We start from the raw sequence: 21,266 nt of genomic DNA, 5'->3' as shown, positions 1-21,266 counted from the left end.
TCGCCGTTTCCCGAGTCGTAAAAAGAACAAAGGAGGGGACACTTCGTGCTACGCTACGTCGTTCGACGCATCCTGTTTTTGATACCTGTTTTCCTGGGGGTGACGTTCTGCGTTTTCACGTTGCTTTATCTCACTCCGGGAGACCCCGCACGAATGGTCCTCGGGGATCTGGCGACGGAAAAGGCCGTGCAGGAATTCCGGGACAAGGAGGGGTTGAACGATCCCTTTCTGGTGCAGTTCGGAAGCTACGTCTACAAAGCGGCGACCAAGGGGGACATCGGGCGCTCCTACATCACGAAACGCCCCGTGATGGAGGAAATCCTGACGGCCTTCCCCTACACGATAAAGCTGTCAGCCCTGTCCATGCTGATCTCCATTCTCATCGGCATCCCCTGCGGCATTCTCTCCGCCATCAGACAATATTCCATCTTTGACGTGGTCACCATGATCTTTGCCATGATAGGGCTCTCCATGCCCGTTTTCTGGCTGGGGCTCCTGCTGATCCTCCTCTTCTCCGTGCAGCTTCACTGGCTTCCCTCATCGGGATTCGACACGTGGCAGGCCATGATACTGCCCTCCCTGGCCCTTTCCGCCCAGGCCATTTCCATCATCACCCGCATGACCCGCTCCTCCATGCTCGAAGTCATCCGGGCGGACTACATACGCACCGCCCGCGCCAAGGGGCAGAAGGAATCCGTCGTCATCTGGGTGCACGCGCTCTACAACGCCCTGATTCCCGTGGTGACCGTCTGCGGCCTCCAATTCGGCGTGCTCCTCGCGGGAGCCATCCTCACGGAATCCATTTTCGCCATTCCCGGCATAGGGCGCCTCATGGTGGAATCCATCAAAATGCGTGATTATCCCGTCGTGCAGGGAGGCGTGCTCTTCGTGGCGATAACCTTCAGCCTGGTCAATCTCTTCGTGGATCTCGTCTACGCCTATCTGGATCCGCGGATCAAGGCACAGTACAAGTAGGGGGGAAAAAGATGAATACGGCCATAGAACAAAGAAAGAAACGAACTCCCCTCATGGAGGTGCTCTTTCGCCTGAAGAAAAGCCCCCTCGCCATGGCGGGGCTCCTGGTGGTGATCCTTCTGGTCGTCGTCGCGCTCTTCGCGAACGTGCTGGCTCCCTACAGCTATTCGAAACAACATCTGACGCATATGTTCGAAGGCCCGTCGAAGAACTTTCTCCTGGGGACGGACGAGTTCGGCCGGGATATCCTGAGCCGCCTCATCTACGGAGCGCGCATCTCCCTCATGGTGGGCTTCATTGCGGTGAGCATCGCCCTTTTGGCGGGGGGAGTGCTGGGAGCCATTTCGGGGTACTACGGAGGGTGGATCGACAATGTGATCATGCGGGTGATGGACGTGCTGCTCTCCATTCCACAGACCCTTCTCGCCATCGCCATCGCGGCGTCTCTCGGTCCCGGGCTCTTCAACCTGATGATCGCCGTGGGGGTCTCCTCCATGCCGCAATATGCCCGGATCGTCCGAAGCTCGGTGCTCTCCATACGGGGCATGGAGTTCATCGAAGCGGCCCACGCGGTGGGCTCTTCGGACATGCGCATCATCTTCAAGCATATCCTGCCCAACAGCATGGCCCCCATCATCGTGCAGGCGACCCTGGGAGTGGCCTTCGCCATTCTGAACGCCGCAGGGCTTTCCTTCATCGGGCTGGGAATTCAGCCCCCCTATCCCGAATGGGGCGCCATGCTTTCCGGAGGGCGCCAGTACATCCGGGATTACCCGCACCTCACCCTCTACCCCGGGCTTGCCATCATGATCACCATCCTGGCGCTCAACTTCCTGGGGGACGGTCTTCGGGACGCTCTCGATCCCAAACTCAAACGGTAAGGAGACCCGGAGATGAAGCCGACAGCGAAAAACGACCGCATTCCCGCGCCCGAGGAACGTCTTCTTCTGGAAATCCGGGACCTCGTGATCCACTACGAAACCGACGACGGCACGGTGCACGCCGTGGAAAACCTGGATCTCCGGCTCAAGCGGGGCGAGACCCTCGGGTTCGTCGGAGAAACGGGAGCCGGAAAGACCACCACGGCCCTCGGCATCATGCGCCTCATTCCCTCCCCTCCGGGAGTGATCAAATCGGGAAAAATTCTTTTTGAAGGCGAGGATCTCCTGGAGAAGAGCGAGGAGGAAATGCGCGCCATCCGGGGGGACAAGATCGCCATGATCTTCCAGGATCCCATGACCAGCCTCAATCCGGTGATGACCATGGGAAAACAGATCGCGGAGGTCGTCAAACTCCACAGAAAGGTCTCGGAGAAAGAGGCCCTCGCCATCGCGGGAGATATGCTGGAACTCGTGGGCATACCCCGGGAGCGCATCCATGAATATCCCCACCAGTTTTCCGGAGGCATGAAACAGCGGGTGGTCATCGCCATCGCCCTGGTGTGCGACCCGAGCCTCCTGATTGCGGACGAACCCACCACGGCGCTCGATGTGACCATTCAGGCCCAGGTGCTGAACCTGATGAAAAAGCTCAAGCAGCAGTTCAGCGCGTCCATGATCCTCATCACCCACGACATGGGCATCGTGGCGGATATCTGCGATACCGTGGCCATCATGTACGCCGGACGGGTGGTGGAATATGCGGACAAGACGTCCCTCTTCACCTGTCCCGTGCATCCCTATACAGTGGGGCTCTTCGACTCCGTCCCCGACCTGGAGGACGACAAGGAAGAGCTCAACGTCATTCCCGGACTGATGCCGGACCCCATGAACCTTCCCGAGGGCTGCACCTTCCATCCCCGGTGCCGTTTCGCGGTGGAAGCCTGCCGTCTGGAGAAACCCGCCATGAGAGAAGTCGCGCCGGGGCACTTCGTGGCCTGTCCGGTACGGGCGAAAATGCTCCGGGAGCATCCGGAGAAGAACGCCGGAAACGAAGGGGAGAACTAGGATGAAGACGACACAGGAAACCACTCCCTATATCGAAGTACGGGGGCTGAAGAAATATTTCTCCACCAAGCGCGGCACGTTGCATGCGGTGGATGACGTGGACCTCTTCATCAATCGGGGGGAAACCCTGGGGCTCGTGGGGGAATCGGGCTGCGGCAAATCGACGCTCGGACGCTGCCTGATCCGTCTTCTGGAGCCCACCGCGGGAGAGATTCGAGTGAACGCCGAGGATGGCAAGGGGACGGACATCACCGGTCTGGGAAAAGCGAAAATGAAGGAGATGCGCAAAAAACTCCAGATCGTTTTTCAGGACCCCTACGCTTCTTTGAACCCTCGTCTTCCCGTGTGGGAACTCATCGCGGAACCTCTCCGGGTGAACCGCGTCTGCAAGAGCAAGGAGGACATGCAGAAACGCATCCGATATCTCATGGATGTCGTGGGGCTTGCGGAGCGTCTGGAAAACACCTATCCCCACGAGCTCGACGGAGGACGCAGACAGCGTATCGGCGTCGCGCGGGCGCTTGCGCTGGAACCCGAGTTCATCGTTCTCGACGAGCCCGTTTCGGCACTCGACGTCTGCATCCAGGCCCAGATCCTGAACCTGCTCCACCGCCTGCAGAAGGAGTTTTCCTACACCTACCTCTTCATCTCCCACGACCTGAGCGTGGTCAAGCACGTTTCCGACCGGATCGCGGTCATGTACCTCGGAAAAATCGTGGAGACGGGAGAATATCGGGAACTCTTCAGAAAGCCCCTGCATCCCTACACGCAGGCGCTTCTTTCGGCGATTCCCGTGGCGAAGCTCAACGTGGCGCGGGAGCAGATTCTTCTGGAAGGCGACGTGCCGAGCCCCGTGAATCCTCCTCCGGGGTGCCGTTTTATGCCCCGCTGCCATTACGCCCAGGAAATCTGTTCCAGGGAGCTGCCGAAGCTCCGGGAACACGAGCCGCAGCATTTCGTCGCGTGCCATTTCACCGGCAACCTGCAACCGAAGACAAAATGACGTAACCGTGCCGCGCCGCCGGGCGCCAACCCCGCGGCGCGGCCCGCCCGAAAGGGCCGATACGGGCGGAAGGGCCGATACGGGGATCGAGGCGAATTTTCGGCCGGACTTATAGGTTCTGGCGGCGTTTTTGTGCAACGTGATGTCGGGCCGAACCGGCCGTCCGAATTACGATGCAGAAGGGACGCCCTGCCGGGGCGATCAGGGAGGTCCATTTTTCTGGTTTATGCTGAACACGGGTGTTTCCGCTCGACGAAAAAGAGCGTGCCGCAGGGCACGCTCTTTTTGCTGTTTGTTCGGGATGGCCCGCTCCGGGTGGGGCACTGGCGGTTGCGCTCCCGGAAGCGAGCTGGAAAAAACGCACCTCGGTTCTGGAAGCGAATGCTCTTGAAGTCCTTAGTTCGGGTCGGTCGGCTCGTCCGGTTCCGGACGCTGAGATCCTTGAAGGCCGCGGTCCGGGTTGCTCGTCCCGTCCGGCCCTAGAAGCTGATGTTCTTGAAGGCCTCGGTCTGGGCCTTGATGGCCTTTTCCACGGGAAGGCGCTCCATGCTGCTGGCGCCGTAGAAGCCGTGCACGTGTTTGCAGGTGCGGAGGATGAACGCCGCGTCCTCGGGCTCGGCGATGGGGCCGCCGTGGCAGAGGACGAGCACGTCCTTGCGCACCCGCAGGGCCGCCTCGGCCCAGGCGTCGATGAGTTCCGCGCACTGGGGCAGGGTCTTTGCCGTGGCGGCGCCGATGCTTCCCTTGGTGGTGAGTCCCATATGGCAGACGAGGATGTCCGCTCCCGCGGCGGCCATGGCGGCGGCGTCCTCGGCGGAGAAGACGTAGGGGGTGGTGAGAAGCCCCATTTCGCCGGCGCGGCGGATGGCCTCCACCTCAAGGGCGTAGCCCATGCCGGTCTCCTCCAGGTTGGCCCGAAAGACCCCGTCGATGAGCCCCACGGTGGGGAAGTTCTGCACTCCCGCAAAGCCCAGGTCGAGGAGCTGCCGCAGGAAGACGTCCCAGATGACGAAGGGGTCCGTGCCGTTGACGCCCGCCAGCACGGGGGTCTTCTTCGTCACGGGGAGCACTTCCCGGGCCATTTCCAGCACGATGTCGTTGGCGTTGCCGTAGGCGAGGAGTCCTGCAAGGGAGCCCCGACCGGCCATGCGGTACTTGCCGGAGTTGTAGATGACGATGAGGTCGATGCCGCCCGCCTCCTCCCATTTGGCGGACATGCCTGTTCCCGCGCCGCCGCCGATGATGGGAATCCGCCGCTCCGCCATCTCGCGGAAGCGCGCCAGAAGGTCCGCCTTGTTCCATCTTGCCATGAGATGTTCTCTCCTTTCCCAATGTTCCTCTTCCGCATTTCCAATCGCTTGCCCTTGGACTCGGGTCGCATCAGACTCTGCGAGGCGCCCTGCGGGGCTGAGGCAGCCTTATTCAGAGGTTCCTCTACGCAGAATCAGATCGGAGATGTGATGTTGTTCTCGCCTTTCCCGATGTTCATCTTCCGTGTTCCCCGATCCGCTCCGGAGTTGCGTCGTCGTGTCCGCATTTCCGGATCTGCCTCGGAGTGGCGTCGTCGTGTCCGCTCTTTCAGAATCTGCGCTCACGTCCTCTCCCTGTCGCGTTGGGAGGATGCGCCCGCCTCCGGCAGACGTCACGTTTTCGGCGGTGGAGAAGGCTCTCTGCGGCGCCGCGCTTACGCGATCTCCCGGAAGGCCGCCACGAGGGCGGCGGCGAACTCGGGATCGTTGATGTTGTGCGGCAGGGAGACGAGTCGTCGCGACGGGGTCTGCACTACGTTGGCCTTCAGGGTTTCGAAGAGGGCCGCGTCCGCCTCGGGATCGTAAAAGGGAAGGCCCGGTGCGTCGATCATGGAGACGCCCTTCTCGGGGAGGAGGAAGCGCACCGGCCCCTCTATGCGGTTGAGCCGCTCTGCGATCCATTCGCCCATGCGGCGGTTCTCCTCGGGGGTGGTGCGCATGAGCGTCACCTGGGGGTTGTGCACGTGGAAGAGGCGGTCCCGGTAGCGCTCGGGAACGGTGTCCCGGGCGCCGAAGTTCACCATGTCCAGGGCGCCCACGGAGCCCACGTAGGGGGTGCGGGTGCGGATCACCGCGCCGAAGCGGTCCTCCGTGCAGGGAAAGACGCCTCCCATGAGCAGGTCGCACACCTCCGTGGTGGTGATGTCAAGCACGCCCGCAAGGAGTCCCGAGTCGGCGAGCTTCTCCATGGACTGGCCCCCCGTGCCGGTGGCGTGGAAGACCAGGCAGTCGTGCTCCGTTTCGAGGGCCTTGCGCACCATGTCCACGCAGGGGGTGGTGACGCCGAACATGGTCATGCCCAGGGCGGGGCGGTCCTGCCCCTCCGGAACGGGGTTTCGGATCATGCCCGCCAGGGCGGAGGCGGCGTTGGCGAGCACCACCCGGGAGATGCGGTTGATGCCCGCCACGTCCGTCACGGAATAGAGCATGCAGATGTCGTTGGGGCCCACGTAGGGGGCCACGTTGCCCGATGCCACGGTGGAGACCATCATCTTGGGCACGCCGATGGGGAGGGTGCGCATGCCCGTGCAGACCAGGGAGGTGCCTCCGGAGCCGCCGAGGCCGAGGACGCCCCCCACGTCGGTGCGGCTCGCGAGAAAGGCCGCGAAGGCGGCGGCCATGTCCGCCACGGCGCGCCCGCGGTCGTCGGCGGTGTCGAGAAAGTTCGGGTCCGTCGGCGAGAAGGCCGCCACCTCCCGGTTAGTCACGTCGGGCTTTCCCTGGGGGGCGCGGATGCCCACGTCCACCAGCAGGGTCTGGACGCCCTGGGCCGCGATGAGGTCCCGCACGTAGGCGAGATCCTCGTACTTGGTGTCGCAGGTTCCCACTACATAGGCTTTCTTCGTCGTCACTGCCGTCGCCTCCTTTTCGTTCTCCTCCGTCGTTTCCTTACAGACCGGACGCTCTTCTGACGCTCTTTCGTCCTTGAGAAACCCTGATTAAAGGCTCTCTCTCTCGATTTGGACCTCATCGCGTTTTTTCGAGGTCGGCGTGGCATTTTTCAGAGGTTCCCCTGACTTGAGGAAGCACCGAGGGGCTTTCGTCGCCGGTGCGGACAGAATTTTCTCTCAGGTTTCACCGTTCCGCGAAGGACGTTCCGCAAAGGGCGCTTTGGACGTTTCGGCGCGAGCGTCTCTTTTTGTCCCGTTTGCCCCGTTCCGCCCGCATTTGCCGCGCCGGTGTCGCCCGGGTCTTGTACCCTTGCCGCCGTAGAGCGTCGAGGTCTTCGGGTTTGACCGACATTCCGGCGCGGAGAGGGCGTGGAACCCGGGAATCAGGCCTTACCGCGACGTGTGCGGAAGCGTTCAGATGGTGCGCACTGTATCGGGTTCACTGTGCGACATCGGCAGAAACTTGCCGGCCTTACCGCAGCGCGTTCAGAATGGCGAGCACCTCGTCCTTGCCGAGGGGGACGAAGGCCCCCACCGGCCCTTTCTCCACGGCCTTGGCGGCCATCTCCTCCAGACGGTCCGTGGGGACGCCCAGTTCCGTCAGGGTGAGGGGCAGGCCGCAGGCCCGGATCCACGCCTCCAGACGGCGGATGCCCTCCAGGGCGGTGTCCTCCAGGTCGAAGGGATTCATGTCCGCGTCCATCACCCGGTGGGCGAACTGGGCGAACCGGGGCACGTCGTGGGAAAGGACGAAGCGCATCCACGCCGGAAAGACCGCCGCGAGCCCCGCCCCGTGGGGAACGTCGTAGATGGCGGAGAGTTCGTGCTCGATCTTGTGGGAGCCCCAGTCGCCGAGGCGCCCCGTGTCGAGGATGCCCGAGTGGGCGTTGGTGGCGCTCCACATGAGTTCCGCCCGGGCGGCGTAGTCGTCGGGCTTCGCCAGTGCCCGGGGGAGGTTGGCGAGGATGGTCTTCATGGTGGCCTCGCAGAGCCGGTCCGTGAGTTCCACGTCGCGGTCGTTGGTGAAGTAGCGCTCCAGCACGTGGGCCAGCATGTCCATGGCGCCGTAGCGCGTCTGGTCCGCGGGGAGGGAGAAGGTGAGTTCCGGGTTCAGCAGGGCGAAGCGGGGGCGGAGAATCGTGCCCTTGTAGCTCCGCTTGTACCACCCTTTCTCGTTGGTCACCACCGAGGTGGGACTCGTCTCGCTCCCCGCGGCGGGAATGGTGAGCACCACTCCCACGGGCAGGGCCTTTTCGGGGACGGCCGTCTCGTCGTAGAAGTTCCACACGGGGCCGTCGTAGGGGACGCCGAGGGCGATGCCCTTTGCGGAGTCGATGACGCTGCCGCCCCCCACGGCGAGGATCAGGCCCGCGCTCTCCCGGCGGCAGAGGGCGATGCCCTCCTCCACCAGGGAGAGCCGTGGATTGGGCTGCACTCCTCCGAGTTCGACCGCCGTGAGCCCCGCCTCTTCGAGAGAGCCCCGGATGCGGTCCAGAAGGCCGCTTCGTTTGACGCTGCCGCCGCCGTAGTGGAGCAGCACTTTTTTCGCGAGGCGCGCCGCCTCGGCTCCGGCGGCGAGTTCCGCGCCGCGGCCGAAGACGATTTTCGTGGGATTTTCGTAGGTGAAGTCTCTCATGGTGTCTCCTTCCAGAATAGAGTCGTTGTGATTCCTCCGGTATGACGCGGTGCCGGAAAGAACGCGCTCTCAAGAAGAACGTGTCAGGAACAGGAAGAGCGTCCCCTCAAAAAGAGCGTGTCGGGGAAGAACGTGGCCTCGGAAACGAGGCGGTCGCGAAAACACGGTCACCCAAAAACGGTTGCCGCAAAAGCACTCGCCGAAGAAACACTCGCACGAAGGAGCGCGTGCTTCCAAAGCGTTCGCCGCGCAAGCGCTCACCGCGGGAACGGTTGCCGGAAGAGAGCGTGCGCCAAGGAGCGAGTGCCTCCGAAGCGACCGCTGACGAGTGTCTCCCAAAGCGGTCGTCGCATAAATCGGACGGAACGACAGGAGAACATGAGAACAGTATAGTCTATGGGGGCGGGGGGTAACAGTGTCGGCGCCGTTTTTCCCCGAAGTCCGAGGATGCGGGGGTGTTTTCGTCTCGACGCCGAACAAAAGGGGTTCGGGAAAAACCGGGGAGTGTCGTCAAAATCGTTTCCGAACACTCGCACGGGTCTCGTTCTGCACAGATCAGGTCCATGGACCGGAGGCAGCCCATTTTGCGGGCCTCGGCGTGCCGGAGGAAAGGGTTTCGACGATGGGGGAAAGAAACCTGTCCGCCTGAGCGACGATTTCTCCGAAGGCGGCGGGAACGTGATCCTGTCCGAGCCTTTTCCGGAACGCTGTCCACTGTGTCTGTTTGGCGGAGATGAAAGGGTCGGTGAATGCCTCGATTTCTTCGGGCAGCGCGGTGCCGCGTCGTTCAAAGGTCAGGCGAACAGCCTCTGTCAGTTCGGCTCCGTCGAAATCGAACTGCCTGGACAAGAGCCAGATGTCGTAGAAATCCTTCATTCGGCTGTTCAGTGCACCCAATGTAACCATGGCTTCGAATTTTTCCGCGATGGCGCTCTCCAGGCTGTAACAGAGCAATCGCGGCGCTGGGGAATGCAGGATGGTCGGGAGTTCTGCTTCTCGAGGCTCCGGGTACACGACGTCGCCGAAACCGATGTCGATCCGCATATGGATTCTCGCGGAGCCCAGTGCGCCCAGGAACCGGATCCGGATTCCCTCGTACTTCGCGTCTTCGGTGATTCGCTCGGTTCGAATGGAGTCGGGGTCGAAGGCAAGCCCGTCCGCTTCCGTGTCCACGGCCAGGATGTCCCGAATCTGTGCGACGATGTCGGTTTCCTTGTTGCTCGTTCTTCCCAGCATGTCGATGTCCATGGTCGGACGAAACTCGGGTGCACGCCAGGCTCTCAGCATTAAAGCGCCTTTGAGAATGAATCGGTCGGCGTGAGCGGATCGGGACAGTCGGTAGAGGAATCGCTCCATGGTATAGTAGTGAAGTAGTTCGTTGAATGTTCTCCGGTCGTTCCTGGCACGATCGAGAAGGCGCTGCCGGACGGATGCGGCAATGTTGCCGGGGGATTTCACAGCATTGCCTCCAGGTATGGCCGCATCACCTTTTCGATCCGGCAGATTCTGGCGTACGCGAGCAGTTTGCCGAGGTCGCATCGCTTTCGTGCCCTGTAAAGCTTTAGTGCCTCCAGTACCACATCCGTTCCGATCTTATTGCGGAACTTGAAACAGTCGGCCAGGGTTTTCTCGGGACTGTAGATCCTGAGGGGCACTCCGTCGATCAGGTGCTCCTCGATGCCGGACGTGTATGCTTCGTGCGAGAATTTGTGGGCCTGGACGGGAGGATAGTCGAGCGACGGCATCCGCGAGTCTCTCGGAACCGCCACGGAAACGACATGCGGAATCTGGGTCGTGATGTCATGCCAGGCCAGTGCGGAGACAAGACAGAGAACGGCCTTCGGGAAGCGAAGGCTCACCGTGACCAGGTCGGGGTTGCTGATCGGGGGCAGTTCCACCAGCCGATAGAGACCCCTGCTCATCCGTTCGACGATGCCCTTGTCCCGGAGGGCATAGAGCATGTAGGGCGTGATGCCGTGTGCGACCGCCTCGCTCATTCTGAGTCGGCCGCCATGTCTGCGGAAAATCTCTTCATGTCGTTCTTTCATTGTAGGCTCCGGATAAAAAACATACTGTCCCCACTTGTCAACAAGTAGGGACAGTATGTCTGGTTTTGGCCGTGAAATCAAGCCGCAGAATCAAGGAATTCTCCCAAAGAGCCGTGCCCCTTTTCCTCGGAATGTCCCCGGAGCGGGCACGTTCCTCCGTCTCTTACGGCTTGGGCGCGGAGACGACCTTGAAGGGTTTCTCCGGCGCCGCCCAGATGGCCAGGTAGGCGCCGCCCTCGGGGAGGGCGAGTTCCGCCGCCCCCCATCCCTCGCCGACGCAGACGAAGTGCGCGTCCCAGAGAACCCACCGCAGGTCCGCCTCGGGAGCGCCTTCAATGGCCGCCGTGCCGCTCTCGGGGGGAAGGGAGAGCCACCGGATGTCGTCGCCGCCGCCCAAAAAGAGCATCTCCCCCTTTGCGGGGGCCTTGGACACGGACTCGAGAGGGCGGAAGGTGTATCCCTGGAAGCGGAGCCACTCTCCGTCACCCTTCGGAAGAATCTCCAGGTCGCTCAGGTCACGCCCCGGAACGGTGGGGAGCAGCAGGTCCATGAGGGCGTGGGTGTCGTCGCCCCGGGCGGCGTTCACATGCTGGAATCCGCCGCCGGTCACGTCGCTCTGCACGAAGAGATGGCCGTCGAGCCCCTCCACGGCATGGAGGCGGAGCCGAGGGTCCGGTCCCGACGGCCACAGCAGGGATGCCGCCGGTTCGTCCGCGGCGAGCCAGGTGGTGTCCAGGCGTGTCTTCCAGGCCGGGGAGAGGGGCGCTCCGGGGACAAGGCGCTGCATCATGGGGATGGCGTCCGTGTAGTGTCCGTAGCCGAAGGGCATCTCCGCCGCGATGTAGTCCCTGCCGTCGCCCCGGACGAAGAAATATTCGGGATAGCGGGCGCCCTGATTTCCGGAGTAACGTCCGTTCTCCCGGTAGTGCAGTCCCTCCGCGGCGGGTTCCCAGGCGTCGCCGCTGCGGACGCGCAGGTCCAGTCCGCCCTTTGCGTCGGCCTGGAGGAAGAAGAGCTTCTGGTGATCGGCGAAGAATCCCGAGGCGTTGGTGATGTCCTCCGGGGCGGGCGTCGCCTCGGGGAGCAGGTCCGGCGAGAGGGGCTCCGGAAGGGCCGCGAGGGTTCCCCGGTCCACCAGCGCCGCAAGGAGGGCCAGCTCCGCCAGGGCGGCGAGGTTCACGCCGGCGCTGTTGGCGCTGAGTACCGCCACACCGAGGTTCGCCTCGGGGAGCACGATCAGTTGGGAGAAGTAGTAGGCGGTGCCGCCGTTCTTTGCCAGAGCGGCATGTCCCAGGACACCCAGTCCGGGGTGCGCTACCGAATCCCATCCCAGACCGTAGCGGACGACCTTGGTGTCCACGAGGCGGAAGCTCCCCTCGGTGCGGTCTTTCTCCGTGGCTGCAAGGGACTCCTCGGAGAGGATGCGCACGTCTCCCCAGGCGCCGCCGCCGGCGATCATGGCGAGGAAATTCGCCAGATCACCCGCGGTGGAGCGGATGCCGCCGCTCGCGCAGGGATTGGCGTATTCCAGGGGAAGAACGTCACCTTCGTCGTCGGGATATCCCTTGGCGTAGCTTCCCTCGGGGAGCGGCTCCAGGGGAAAGCTGGTGCGCGTCATGCCCAGGGGAGAAAAGATCTCCCGGGCCACGTACTCCGGATAGGGGACGCCCGTCACGGCCCGAAGGACGTGCTCGAAGAGGGTGAAACCGTCGTTGCAGTACACGTGCATGTACCCCGGGGCGTGCTTGAGGCGGCTTCGCTCCAGCGAGGCCCGCACGTCCGCCGGATAGGAGGGACGGGCGCGGGAGGTGAAACCGCCCCGGTAGTTGGAGCCGGGGAAACCCGAGGAATGGTCCAAAAGCATTCCCACCGTGAGGTCCTTGGCCTCGGGGGAGCGCATGGCGAAGTCCGGCAGGTAGTCCGTCACGGGACGGTCGAGGTCGAGCTTGCCCTCCTCAACGAGCTTCATCGCGGCGACGGCGGCGAAGACCTTGCTCTCCGAACCGATGCCGAAGATGGTCTCCGGCGTCGCCGGTTGTTCCCTCTCGCGGTCGGCGGTGCCGAAGGCGAGTTCCCAGGCGGTTTTGCCGTCCGCCATGAGCGCTACGGTGAGGGACATACGGGGATGCTCGGCGAGCGCTTCTCGGACGAAGCGCGTCACCTCCGCCTTGGAGAAGGCGTAGGGCTCCGCCGGAGTGGTTTCCTGCGAGACGGCGTCCTCGGCTGCCTGGGGTGCGGGGACGGCGGCGGGTTCTTCCGGTGCGGGTGGTGTCTCGGGTGCCCGCAGCACCACGGAGAGAACCGCCCAGAAGAGGAGCATCACCACCGGAAAGAGCATCACCGGATGTCCTGTCCGTGCTCGCGCCGGAGCCTGGGGCGGGACCGCCTTCTTCGGAGGGGTGTTCTTTCCGTTTCCGCCCCCGCCGTTCTTGTTGCCGCCGTTGCCTTTTTTGCTCTGCTTCGTGTCCATGGGGAACCCTCCCTCGCCGATGCGTCGGACGCGCCCTTTCGGGCGGTCGCTGCCGGAAACCGTTCTCCCGAGTCGCCTGTGTTCTTCCTGTAAACCGAGCCGAAAGATTGCGGGGGAAAAACGAAAAATCTCCGGGCGGATTTCGTGATGTCCCAGGGGTTTTTCCGGAGATCGTCGCGCTGTGCCGGGACACTTCACTCGAAGCCTAGCACTGCGCCGGAAACACGTCAACGAAGCGAGCCGCCTCATGGAACCGGACAGTGTGTCACCCCTGAGCGGGACGAGAAAATGTTCCCTATGACGAACAGGGGCGACGTATTCATGAAGACGAAGGAAGCGGAGAGTTTCCCGCCGCCTTCCGGATCGACCGGCCGCCCGGGCGTCGTTTCTTTCGAGGAGAGTGGTGCGCGCGCCCGGGTGCGAAGAACGCCGGGGACGCGAGGGCGGCGTGCGGAACCGGAACCAGAGGTGGAAGCCGCGACCGGAAGAGGATGTGTCCGCCTCCGGGAGGACGGGGGCAGGGCGCGGCGTCGGGACGGTTCGGGGAAAGCGGATCGAACACCGGAAATCATGGAGGACGTGATGCGGTGTCGGACTCGGGGCCCTGTGCGTGGCCGGCGGCGAAGAAAGAACTCCGAAATGTTGAGGACATTGTGAGAGTTCGGGAGGGGCGAAGGAGTTCTTATCTTGTATTCATCCTTCTGTTGCAAAAGAGTGCTATGCTGATCACGGATGAAGAAGGGGCACAATGCCCCGTTTGTGCAGGAATTGCAGGGAGTGAAGAGAAGCAAGGCAAAAAGCAGGAAAGCAAGAAAGCAAGGCAAAAAGCAAAAAAAGCAAAAAAAGCAAAAAAAGCAGGAAAGCCGGAAAGCCGGAAAGCCGGAAAGCAGGAAAGCAGGAAAGCAGGAAGGAAAGGAAGGAAAGTGTCTTCTCCCGAAAGCCTTTTCGAAGGGGGTCCTGACGGCGGAGGCGCACGCACGAGGAGCGGGAGGGAGACGGAGGCGGAGAGAGGCGGAGAGAGGCGGAGACGCAGGCGGCGAAAACGAATCTGTGTGGATCTGAAAAAGCGGGCAAGGACGGACGAGGATGGACGAGAGCGGGCGAGGGAACGCCCGCGGCGGGGCGCGAAGCGCCGGAGACGAAAGGGTGGGGGACGCGCCATGTGGAAAGGTTTGCGGATTCGGACGAAGATACTGGTCGGCGTGCTGCCTCTCGTGGTGGCGGTGTTCGCCGCCATGATCGGCTATGTGGCCGTACAGGCCCGGAACCTTGCGATGCGGGACGCCCTGGACCGGGCGGAGCAGACCGCGCTGGTCTACGCGGGACGTTTCGGCGACACGCTGAACGATGCCATGGGATCCGCCCGCTCCCTCGCGGCGACGCTGGCGGGCATGCGCACGGCGGGGGCTCCCTCCCGCGAGGTGGCTCTTGCGGTCATGAAGAGCCTTGCCGAGGCCACTCCGTCCTATCTGGGCGTGTGGACCGTCTGGGAGCCCGACGCCTTCGACGGAAAGGACCGGGAGTTCAGCGGCGCGCCGGGGCACGACGCGTCGGGGCGGCTCGTCGCCTACTGGAACCGCGCTTCGGGAAGTCTGCTCCTCGAACCCTGCGTGGACTACGACAATCCCGATGCCTGGGACTATTACAAACGTCCTCTGAGCACGAAGCGGGAAGTGATCATGGAGCCCTTTTCCTACGTGGTGGCGGGGAAAAACGTGCTCCTCGTGAGTCTCTGCGTTCCCATCGTCGTGGACGGAAAAGCCCTGGGCGTGGCGGGAGTGGACATCGCCACCGACACCATCCAGGAGATGGTGAAGAGCACCCGCATCTTCGGCAGCGGTGCCCTGACGGTCATCGCCGGGGACGGCACGCTCGCGGGACACCCGAAGGACGAGCTGCTCGGAAAGAAGATCACCGACCCGGAGATCGCCGCACCCAATGCGGCGACGACCCTGGCGCGCATCGCCCGGGGCGAGACGTTCACCCTGCGGGAATATTCCGCGGCGCTCGGGAGCGATGTCCTCAAGGTGCATGTTCCCCTCTCGGTGGGGCGCACGGAAACGCCCTGGAGCGTGGTCGCGCTGGCGCCGGAGGCGGCCGTCTTCGCGGGGGTGGACCACCTCGGGCGCGTCACCGCCGCAGGAGCCGTCCTGGGAATCGGACTGCTCTGCGCGGTGGTGCTCTTCCTCGCGGGCAGCATCACCCGCCCCCTGCGTACCCTCACCGGGCGGGTACGCGCCTTTGCCTCGGGGGATCTGACGGTGCGTTTCTCCGAGGATGACGCCCGAGGCGGGGCGGACGAAGTGGCCCTCATGGCCCGCTCTCTGGACGAGATGGCGTCCTCCCTCGGCGCCGCCCTTGAGGACGTGCGCTCCGCCGCGGAGAATGCGGCGGGATCCGCCGAATCCCTCGCGGCCCTGTCGGAGGAGGCCCTGGCCTCCATGGAGGAAGTGAAGGGTTCCATCGACGCCGCGGCGGCGCTTTCAGGGCGCAACGCCGAGACGCTGGCCTCGACCAACGCGGGAGTGGAGGAGATCTCCTCCGGTGCGGCGAGCGCGGCGAGCGCCGCCGCGGAAGGTGCCGAGGCGGCCTCGGTGACCGCCGAGGGGAGCGAGCGGGCCGTGGCCCGGGTGGAGGGCGTCATCGCGAAGATCCAGGCCGTGGGTGCCAAAACGGAGGAGTCCGGAACGAGCATCAACCGCGTGGCCACGTCGGTGAGTTCCATCACCCAGTTCGTCACCACCATCAAGACCATTGCGGACCAGACGAACCTGCTGGCCCTGAACGCCGCCATCGAGGCGGCCCGGGCGGGCGAGGCGGGGCGGGGCTTCGCGGTGGTGGCGGAGGAAGTGCGGAAACTCGCGGAGGAATCCAACGTGGCGGCCAAGGAGGTGGAGAGCCTCATCACCTCGCTCCAGGCGGACACGAAGCGCTCCCTGGATGTCACCGTCGAGGCGGGAGGCATCATGAAGGAGACCGTTGCCGCCGCGGCGGAGGCGCAGAAGGAGCTGAAGGAATCCCTTGCCCAGATCGCCCGGGTGAACGACGTGATGCAGAACATCGCCGCGGCGGCGCAGGAGCAGGCTGCGGCGAGCGCCGAAATGGCGGCGGGCATCGACCGGGCCGCCAAGGGGACCGGCGAGATGGCCAAGAACCTGGAGTCCATCAAGGTCGCGTCGGACGAGACGTCCAAGGCGGCGGAGAGCGTCGCCAGAGAAGCATCGAGCGTCTCCGAGGGGACGGAACTGATTCGGGAGCGACTTGCCGCGTTCCGCACGGGCGGCGTCGCTTCCTCTTCCGCCTCCGTTCCCGCGGCGTCCGGATCGCTTCGTGCGCTGCCGGAGGCGAAGTAGAGGGCGCTTGGAGACAAGGTGCGCCGCGGATGGGCGGCGCCAAGGGCGGCAGTGACTTCGGCGAAGTAGAGGGCGCGTCCGAAAGACACGGTATGCCCGTGCGGCGGCGCTCTTTCCGGGAGTCCGGCTCTCTTCGTTACGTTTGAGCGGAGAATTCAAGAAACGCAAAACGGGGAGGCGCACGCCTCCCCGTTCGCATGTCCGGTACCTCGCACGGGTGTTGCCGCCGCGTCGCAGTGTATGGGCTTTTCGCATGTCCGGTTCCCCCGTCGGCGGAAGACGGTCCGCGATGGATTCGTTTGCGAGGGCGCGCCGAGGCGTGTGAACGTGTTCGCCTGTTCAGCGCCTTTTACCGTTCGCACTTCTCGGCCGTATGGGTGTTGCCGCCACGCCGGTGTTTGTCTCCGAAAGTGCACCGGTGTTTCTGCTCGCCTCCGCATTGGTCCGTGCGTTTTTCTCCTCCTGCGGTACAATGCAAAAAGCTCTTCCCGCTGGAAAAATCCGCACGGGATGTGGCAACGCCGGAACGTCCTGGAGAGATCTTCCGAAGGGATGCGGCGTGTTGCGGAATGGTGGAAGTTCGTGATTCTTTGCTCCGATCGGAACGAGGGGCGGAGGAATAGGGGAGCCAAGGGGTCCTTCGAGGTTCAGGAATTCTGTCCATGACGTGACGAGAGAATGCGTACCGCTGTGGGGAAATGGGTGTTTCCTTCGTCCGGCAATCTGGGTATCCCTTGACGGGCTTCGCCGCCGCAGGCGGAACGGCCGCCGTCTGCACAACGGATGCCGCGTGACGGTCGTGCCGTTGGCGACCACACCATTGGCGATCATGCCATTGACGGCCATACCTGAAGGCCGCGCCATGGACCGGCCGCACCGTATCACACCCACACCTTATCGACGAAAGAAGGGGAGAACTGCGTGGAACTCGAGCTGATGCACGTGGCGGGGCTTCTGGCCCTCGGGTTGGTGGCGGGATTTCTGAACACCGTCGGGGGCGGGGGATCACTTCTGACGCTGCCGCTGTTGACCTTTATGGGAATGGACCTCGCCGTGGCGAACGCCACGAACCGGATCGGCATCTTTCTTCAGTGTGCCGCGAGCACCTGGACCTTCCGCAGTCAGGGCGTGTTCTCCCTCCGCAAAGTTCTCCCCCTGGGGATCGCCGCCTGCGCAGGCTCCGCCCTGGGTGCGTTTCTGGCCATTCAGATCGACAAGCGGGCGCTGAACCTCGCCATCGGCGTGCTCATCTCCGTCATGGCGGTGCTCCTGGTGGCGAAGCCCCGCATGTGGGAGGAGCGGAAGGTCGTCACCTGGCCGAAGTGGGCGGTGTGGATGCTCTTCGCCGCCATCGGCGTCTACGGCGGATTCATCCAGGCTGGGGTCGGGTTTTTCCTCTCCTGGGGGCTCGCGGGGGCCGCGGGGTACGATCTGGTGTCGGGAAACGGGGCGAAGAGCTTCATCGTCTTTCTCTACACCGCGGTGAGCCTGGTGCTCTTCTTCGCCGGAGGGCTGGTGAACGTTCCCGTGGGGCTCATCCTCTCCGTGGGCGGCATGGCCGGGGCAGTGCTGGGCGCCCGCTTCGCCGTGGCGAAGGGCAACACCTGGATCCGGTGGATCCTGGCGGGGATCATTTGCGTTACCGCCCTCAAGATGGCCCTGGACGCTTTTGCGCACTGAGACACGGCGCTTTCGCGGCGGGCGGTGCGGCATGCATGAAGGACACCTGACGTCTGCGGGAGGCGAAAAACACGTTTCGTGCACGTGGCCTCCCCGCACCACATTCTGTCGGGTGACCGACCGGAACACCGGTGACGGGGGAGCGGGTTTGTCCGGGGTTTTCGGAGCGTGTCGCCTCCGGCAGCGGGTTTTCGTGATCGGGCAGGCGCAAGAAAGCGCTGCGGCGGATCCGGCAGGGGCCGCCCGGCCCGGTCAGGCGGTTTCCCCGGCGCCGCGGAATTTCTGCTCGTAGGCGGCGTAGATCTTGTAGAAGTGCCCCCGCATCTCCTCCACGGTCTCCTCGCTTTTTCTCTCCCAGAAGGCATCCACGAGATTCTCGTGCTCCCTGATGATCGCCTCGGGGCGGCGCTGTTCGTAGAGGGCGTAGATGGCGATGCGGGTCACCTCGTCCCGGACGCGGTTCCAGATGTCCGTAAGGCGGCCGTTGCCCACGTGGGCGATGATGGTGGTGTGGAACTTCATGTCCTCCTTGATGAAGGCGATGGGGTCTCCCGAAAGCTCCCGCATGTTGTTGATGAGGGGGACCAGAAGCCCCGCAAGCAGGCGCGGCTCGCCCGAGGCGAAGATGGTCCGGATGGCGAAGAGTTCCACCATTTCCCGGAGCATGAAGACCTCCCGCACGTCCTCCATGCCGATGGGGCGCACCACGGCCTTGCGCTGCTCCCGCAGGAGGACCCATCCATCCTGGGCGAGACGCTTGATGGCCTCCCGGACGGGCGTGCGGCTCGTGCCCAAAGAGAGGGCCAGCGCCCGCTCCTGAAGGGTGCTCTCCGGCGGCAGACGCAGTTCCACGATCCGGGACTTGATCTCGTCGTAGACGCGGTTCGCCAGGTTCTGTCTCTCCTCGTGCGTTCCCCTTCCTCGTTCTGCCGTTTCGGCCATTGATAACACCCGCATTTTCCGTGAATTTCGGATCGGAGGTTCCCCGAAGGGACCCCGTCCGATTTTCGGGTCCGACCGCGGCATGTGTTTCCCGCTTCGAGCTATGGCGCGTCGGATCCTTTTTGACGATGTTCCGTTTTCGGAGGTGCCGTTGTGTTTCGGACGACGATGTTCCGTTTTCGGAGGTGCCGTTGTGTTATCGGATGACGATGCTCCGTTTCGGAGGGCGCCGTTGTGTTATCGGATGAAGATGTTCCGTTTTCGGAGGCGCCGTGCCGCATCCTGAACGTTGTGTCATTCCTGTTGTACAGGATTGACGCGGCGTTCGTCAAGTCGCATTCTTCCGCTGCGTTGCCGCTGCCGTGTCCGCGTCGCTCTCCCGAGGGGCGGAGGGCTAAAGCGGGCGCGTACCGCAGCGGCAGAGTCGCAGGGTGAGCGCCGCGGGCCGGAGTCGCGGGGGCAGGGCCGGGGGGCCGGCCTCAGAGCACCTGCCCCATGAGTTCCGGAACCATCAGGGCCAGCCGGGGAAAGAGGATGGTCAGCGCGATGGCTATTACCAGGGCCAGTACGAGCGGCAGGGATTCCCGGATGAGTTTCTCGAAGGGCGCCCGGCAGATCCCCTGGGCCACGTAGAGGTTCACCCCCACGGGGGGCGTGATCATGCCCAGACAGAGGTTCATGGTCATCACCACGCCGAAGAGGATGGGACTGTACCCCACGGAGGTGACGATGGGCAGGAAGAGGGGCGTGAAGAGCACCACGTTGGAGGTGGTGTCGATGAACATTCCCGTGATGAGGAGAAAACCCATGATGAGCGCCATGAGGACGACGGGATTGTCCGAGAAGGAGAGCATGGTCTCCGCCAGGGTCTGGGGAATGCGCTCCATGGTGAGAAGCCGCCCGAAGGTGGTGGCGCCGCCGAGGATGAACATGGAGAGGCAGGAGAGCACGCCCGCCTCCACGCAGGCGTCGAAGAGCTTTGGGAAGTCGAGGCGCCGGTAGACGAAGAAGCCCACGATCAGGGCGTAGAAGCACCCCACCACCGCGGCCTCCGTGGGAGTGAAGACGCCGCCGTAGATGCCACCGAGGATGATGAAGGGGAGAAAGAGCGCCCATTTGGCCTTCCAGCACTGGGCGAGCACCCACAGTACGCCTCCCTGGCGTTCCTTGCCTGTGTAGCCCCGCCGGCCCGCGATGAACCGGTTCGTGAGGATGAGCAGAAGTCCCATGAGCAGCCCCGGCAGGATACCCGCGGCGAACATGCTCACCACGGACGTGCCGGCGATGACGCTGTAGATGATCATGGGGATGCTCGGCGGAATGACCGGGCCGATGGTGGCTCCCGCGGCGACCACGGAGCCCGCGTAGGCAGGGTCGTAGCCGCGCTTGACCATGGCGGGGACGAGGATGACCCCCAGGGCGGCCACCACGGCGGGGCCGGACCCGGAGATGGCGGCGAAGATCATGCACGCCACGATGGTGGAGGCGCCGAGCCCGCCGGGCATGTTCCCCGTGACGGCGTCGCCCACGTTGATGATCTCCTCCGCGAGCCCGGACCGGGACATGAGGGTTCCCACGAGCATGAAGAAGGGAATGGCCATGAGCGGAAAGGAGTCGGCGGTGCTGATCATGGCCTGGGCGAGGAGCTGGATCATGGGGCTCCCCGGATAGAAGAGCACGAAGACCAGGGCGCACGAGGCGGCCATGGCGACGGCCACGGGAACGGAGAGGACGAGCAGGGCGAGGAGCGAGACCAGAAGCAGCGCAATCATGTCAGGCACCGCCTTCCGCGGCGGCGGAGTTCGCCCTGGCGGCCCGGAGCACCCGCTGGAGCGTGCGTACCGTGAGCCCCAGCATGCCGATGGTGCCCGCCATGTACATGGTCCACGTGGGAAGCCACGGAATGGAGGCGAAGACCTGATGCGTGCGGATCTGCATGAGCACGGTCTTGAAGATGAGCCACCCCATGTAGACGCCGAAGCCCATGGTGAAGACGTCCGAGAAGAGGGCGATCAGGCGGGCCGGACGGGGCGGAAGGAACTGGACGAGGGCGTCCACCTTCAGGTGGATTCCCTGCTTGGCGGCGAGGCTGATGCCTGTCATGGTGAGCCAGACGAAGCCGATGCGGGCGGACTGTTCCGCCCAGGAAAAGCTGAAGGAGAGGACGTAACGGCAGAAGACCTGGACGAGGAGCGTTCCCAGCATGAAGAGCATGACCGAGAAGAGCACGTACTCCTCCCACTTGTCGAGATGTGCGGCGATGGAGCGTTTCATGGACATTCCCCCCGGTTTC

Annotated in this window: 15 protein-coding genes; 6 read left to right on the top strand and 9 right to left on the bottom strand. The window is 63.8% G+C overall.

All coding sequences use genetic code 11. From position 1 onward, the window contains the following. Positions 1-45: 45 nt before the first annotated feature. The 4 genes from Q1K49_RS05860 to Q1K49_RS05845 are packed head-to-tail and all read left to right on the top strand — an operon-like array spanning position 46 to position 3,924. On the top strand, positions 46-975 hold the full coding sequence (locus Q1K49_RS05860; protein WP_025745581.1) for an ABC transporter permease: 930 nt from the start codon (positions 46-48) through the stop codon (positions 973-975). Positions 976-986: 11 nt separating this feature from the next. After that, complete coding sequence (locus tag Q1K49_RS05855; protein ID WP_300523913.1) at positions 987-1,856, top strand: ABC transporter permease; 870 nt, start codon at positions 987-989, stop codon at positions 1,854-1,856. A 12-nt stretch (positions 1,857-1,868) separates the two neighbouring features. Continuing rightward, a complete protein-coding gene (locus Q1K49_RS05850; protein WP_300523910.1) occupies positions 1,869-2,921 on the top strand; it encodes an ABC transporter ATP-binding protein in 1,053 nt (350 codons plus the stop codon). Position 2,922: 1 nt separating this feature from the next. After that, positions 2,923-3,924, top strand: coding sequence for an oligopeptide/dipeptide ABC transporter ATP-binding protein (locus tag Q1K49_RS05845; protein WP_300523908.1), 1,002 nt, complete (start codon positions 2,923-2,925; stop codon positions 3,922-3,924). Between the two features lie 479 nt (positions 3,925-4,403). On the opposite strand, the gene Q1K49_RS05840 is transcribed toward Q1K49_RS05845, so the two are convergent. The 6 genes from Q1K49_RS05840 to Q1K49_RS05815 all read right to left on the bottom strand — a co-directional run bounded on the left by Q1K49_RS05840 (position 4,404) and on the right by Q1K49_RS05815 (position 12,998). Beyond that, positions 4,404-5,234 (bottom strand): phosphoenolpyruvate hydrolase family protein, encoded by an 831-nt coding sequence (locus tag Q1K49_RS05840; RefSeq protein WP_300523905.1) that lies wholly within the window; start codon positions 5,232-5,234, stop codon positions 4,404-4,406. Positions 5,235-5,608: 374 nt separating this feature from the next. Further along, entirely contained in the window at positions 5,609-6,805 is a 1,197-nt protein-coding gene (locus Q1K49_RS05835; RefSeq protein ID WP_300523902.1) for a Tm-1-like ATP-binding domain-containing protein, read from the bottom strand. A gap of 511 nt (positions 6,806-7,316) precedes the next feature. Next, positions 7,317-8,480 carry an iron-containing alcohol dehydrogenase gene (locus tag Q1K49_RS05830; RefSeq protein ID WP_300523899.1) on the bottom strand — a complete coding sequence of 388 codons (1,164 nt, stop codon included), beginning with the start codon at positions 8,478-8,480 and terminating at the stop codon, positions 7,317-7,319. A gap of 555 nt (positions 8,481-9,035) precedes the next feature. Beyond that, positions 9,036-9,938: a nucleotidyl transferase AbiEii/AbiGii toxin family protein gene (locus Q1K49_RS05825; protein WP_300523898.1), complete on the bottom strand. Its 903-nt coding sequence runs from the start codon at positions 9,936-9,938 to the stop codon at positions 9,036-9,038. Then, a complete protein-coding gene (locus tag Q1K49_RS05820; protein WP_300523883.1) occupies positions 9,935-10,528 on the bottom strand; it encodes a type IV toxin-antitoxin system AbiEi family antitoxin domain-containing protein in 594 nt (197 codons plus the stop codon). The genes Q1K49_RS05825 and Q1K49_RS05820 overlap by 4 nt, the downstream gene beginning before the upstream one ends. A gap of 163 nt (positions 10,529-10,691) precedes the next feature. Then, positions 10,692-12,998, bottom strand: coding sequence for a serine hydrolase domain-containing protein (locus tag Q1K49_RS05815; RefSeq protein WP_300523881.1), 2,307 nt, complete (start codon positions 12,996-12,998; stop codon positions 10,692-10,694). Between the two features lie 1,160 nt (positions 12,999-14,158). Between Q1K49_RS05815 and Q1K49_RS05810 the strand changes: the two genes are divergently transcribed. Together Q1K49_RS05810 and Q1K49_RS05805 are read left to right on the top strand one after the other, a co-directional pair. Further along, positions 14,159-16,351: a methyl-accepting chemotaxis protein gene (locus tag Q1K49_RS05810; protein ID WP_300523879.1), complete on the top strand. Its 2,193-nt coding sequence runs from the start codon at positions 14,159-14,161 to the stop codon at positions 16,349-16,351. A 921-nt stretch (positions 16,352-17,272) separates the two neighbouring features. Then, a complete protein-coding gene (locus tag Q1K49_RS05805) occupies positions 17,273-18,031 on the top strand; it encodes a sulfite exporter TauE/SafE family protein (protein ID WP_300523878.1) in 759 nt (252 codons plus the stop codon). Positions 18,032-18,283: 252 nt separating this feature from the next. On the opposite strand, the gene Q1K49_RS05800 is transcribed toward Q1K49_RS05805, so the two are convergent. The 3 genes from Q1K49_RS05800 to Q1K49_RS05790 form a co-directional block, all read right to left on the bottom strand. Next, on the bottom strand, positions 18,284-18,973 hold the full coding sequence (locus Q1K49_RS05800; RefSeq protein WP_300523876.1) for a GntR family transcriptional regulator: 690 nt from the start codon (positions 18,971-18,973) through the stop codon (positions 18,284-18,286). 479 nt (positions 18,974-19,452) lie between these two features. Next, a complete protein-coding gene (locus Q1K49_RS05795; protein ID WP_300523874.1) occupies positions 19,453-20,745 on the bottom strand; it encodes a TRAP transporter large permease in 1,293 nt (430 codons plus the stop codon). Position 20,746: 1 nt separating this feature from the next. Next, positions 20,747-21,266: TRAP transporter small permease (locus Q1K49_RS05790; protein WP_300523872.1), on the bottom strand; the 520-nt coding region annotated here is incomplete at its 5' end.

The organism is Aminiphilus sp. (genome assembly GCF_029975095.1).
GTDB lineage: Bacteria > Synergistota > Synergistia > Synergistales > Aminiphilaceae > Aminiphilus.
The sequence above is the reverse complement of the archived record's forward strand: the minus strand, read 5'-3'. Positions and strand labels throughout refer to the sequence as shown.

What these genes read in the sequence shown, in the direction of transcription:
- Q1K49_RS05795 (WP_300523874.1), bottom strand. Translation starts at nt 20,745, where the DNA reads ATGATTGCGCTGCTTCTGGTCTCGCTCCTCGCCCTGCTCGTCCTCTCC.
- Q1K49_RS05800 (WP_300523876.1), bottom strand. Translation starts at nt 18,973, where the DNA reads ATGGCCGAAACGGCAGAACGAGGAAGGGGAACGCACGAGGAGAGACAG.
- Q1K49_RS05830 (WP_300523899.1), bottom strand. Translation starts at nt 8,480, where the DNA reads ATGAGAGACTTCACCTACGAAAATCCCACGAAAATCGTCTTCGGCCGC.
- Q1K49_RS05810 (WP_300523879.1), top strand. Translation starts at nt 14,159, where the DNA reads ATGTGGAAAGGTTTGCGGATTCGGACGAAGATACTGGTCGGCGTGCTG.
- Q1K49_RS05815 (WP_300523881.1), bottom strand. Translation starts at nt 12,998, where the DNA reads ATGGACACGAAGCAGAGCAAAAAAGGCAACGGCGGCAACAAGAACGGC.
- Q1K49_RS05845 (WP_300523908.1), top strand. Translation starts at nt 2,923, where the DNA reads ATGAAGACGACACAGGAAACCACTCCCTATATCGAAGTACGGGGGCTG.
- Q1K49_RS05855 (WP_300523913.1), top strand. Translation starts at nt 987, where the DNA reads ATGAATACGGCCATAGAACAAAGAAAGAAACGAACTCCCCTCATGGAG.
- Q1K49_RS05820 (WP_300523883.1), bottom strand. Translation starts at nt 10,528, where the DNA reads ATGAAAGAACGACATGAAGAGATTTTCCGCAGACATGGCGGCCGACTC.
- Q1K49_RS05840 (WP_300523905.1), bottom strand. Translation starts at nt 5,234, where the DNA reads ATGGCAAGATGGAACAAGGCGGACCTTCTGGCGCGCTTCCGCGAGATG.
- Q1K49_RS05850 (WP_300523910.1), top strand. Translation starts at nt 1,869, where the DNA reads ATGAAGCCGACAGCGAAAAACGACCGCATTCCCGCGCCCGAGGAACGT.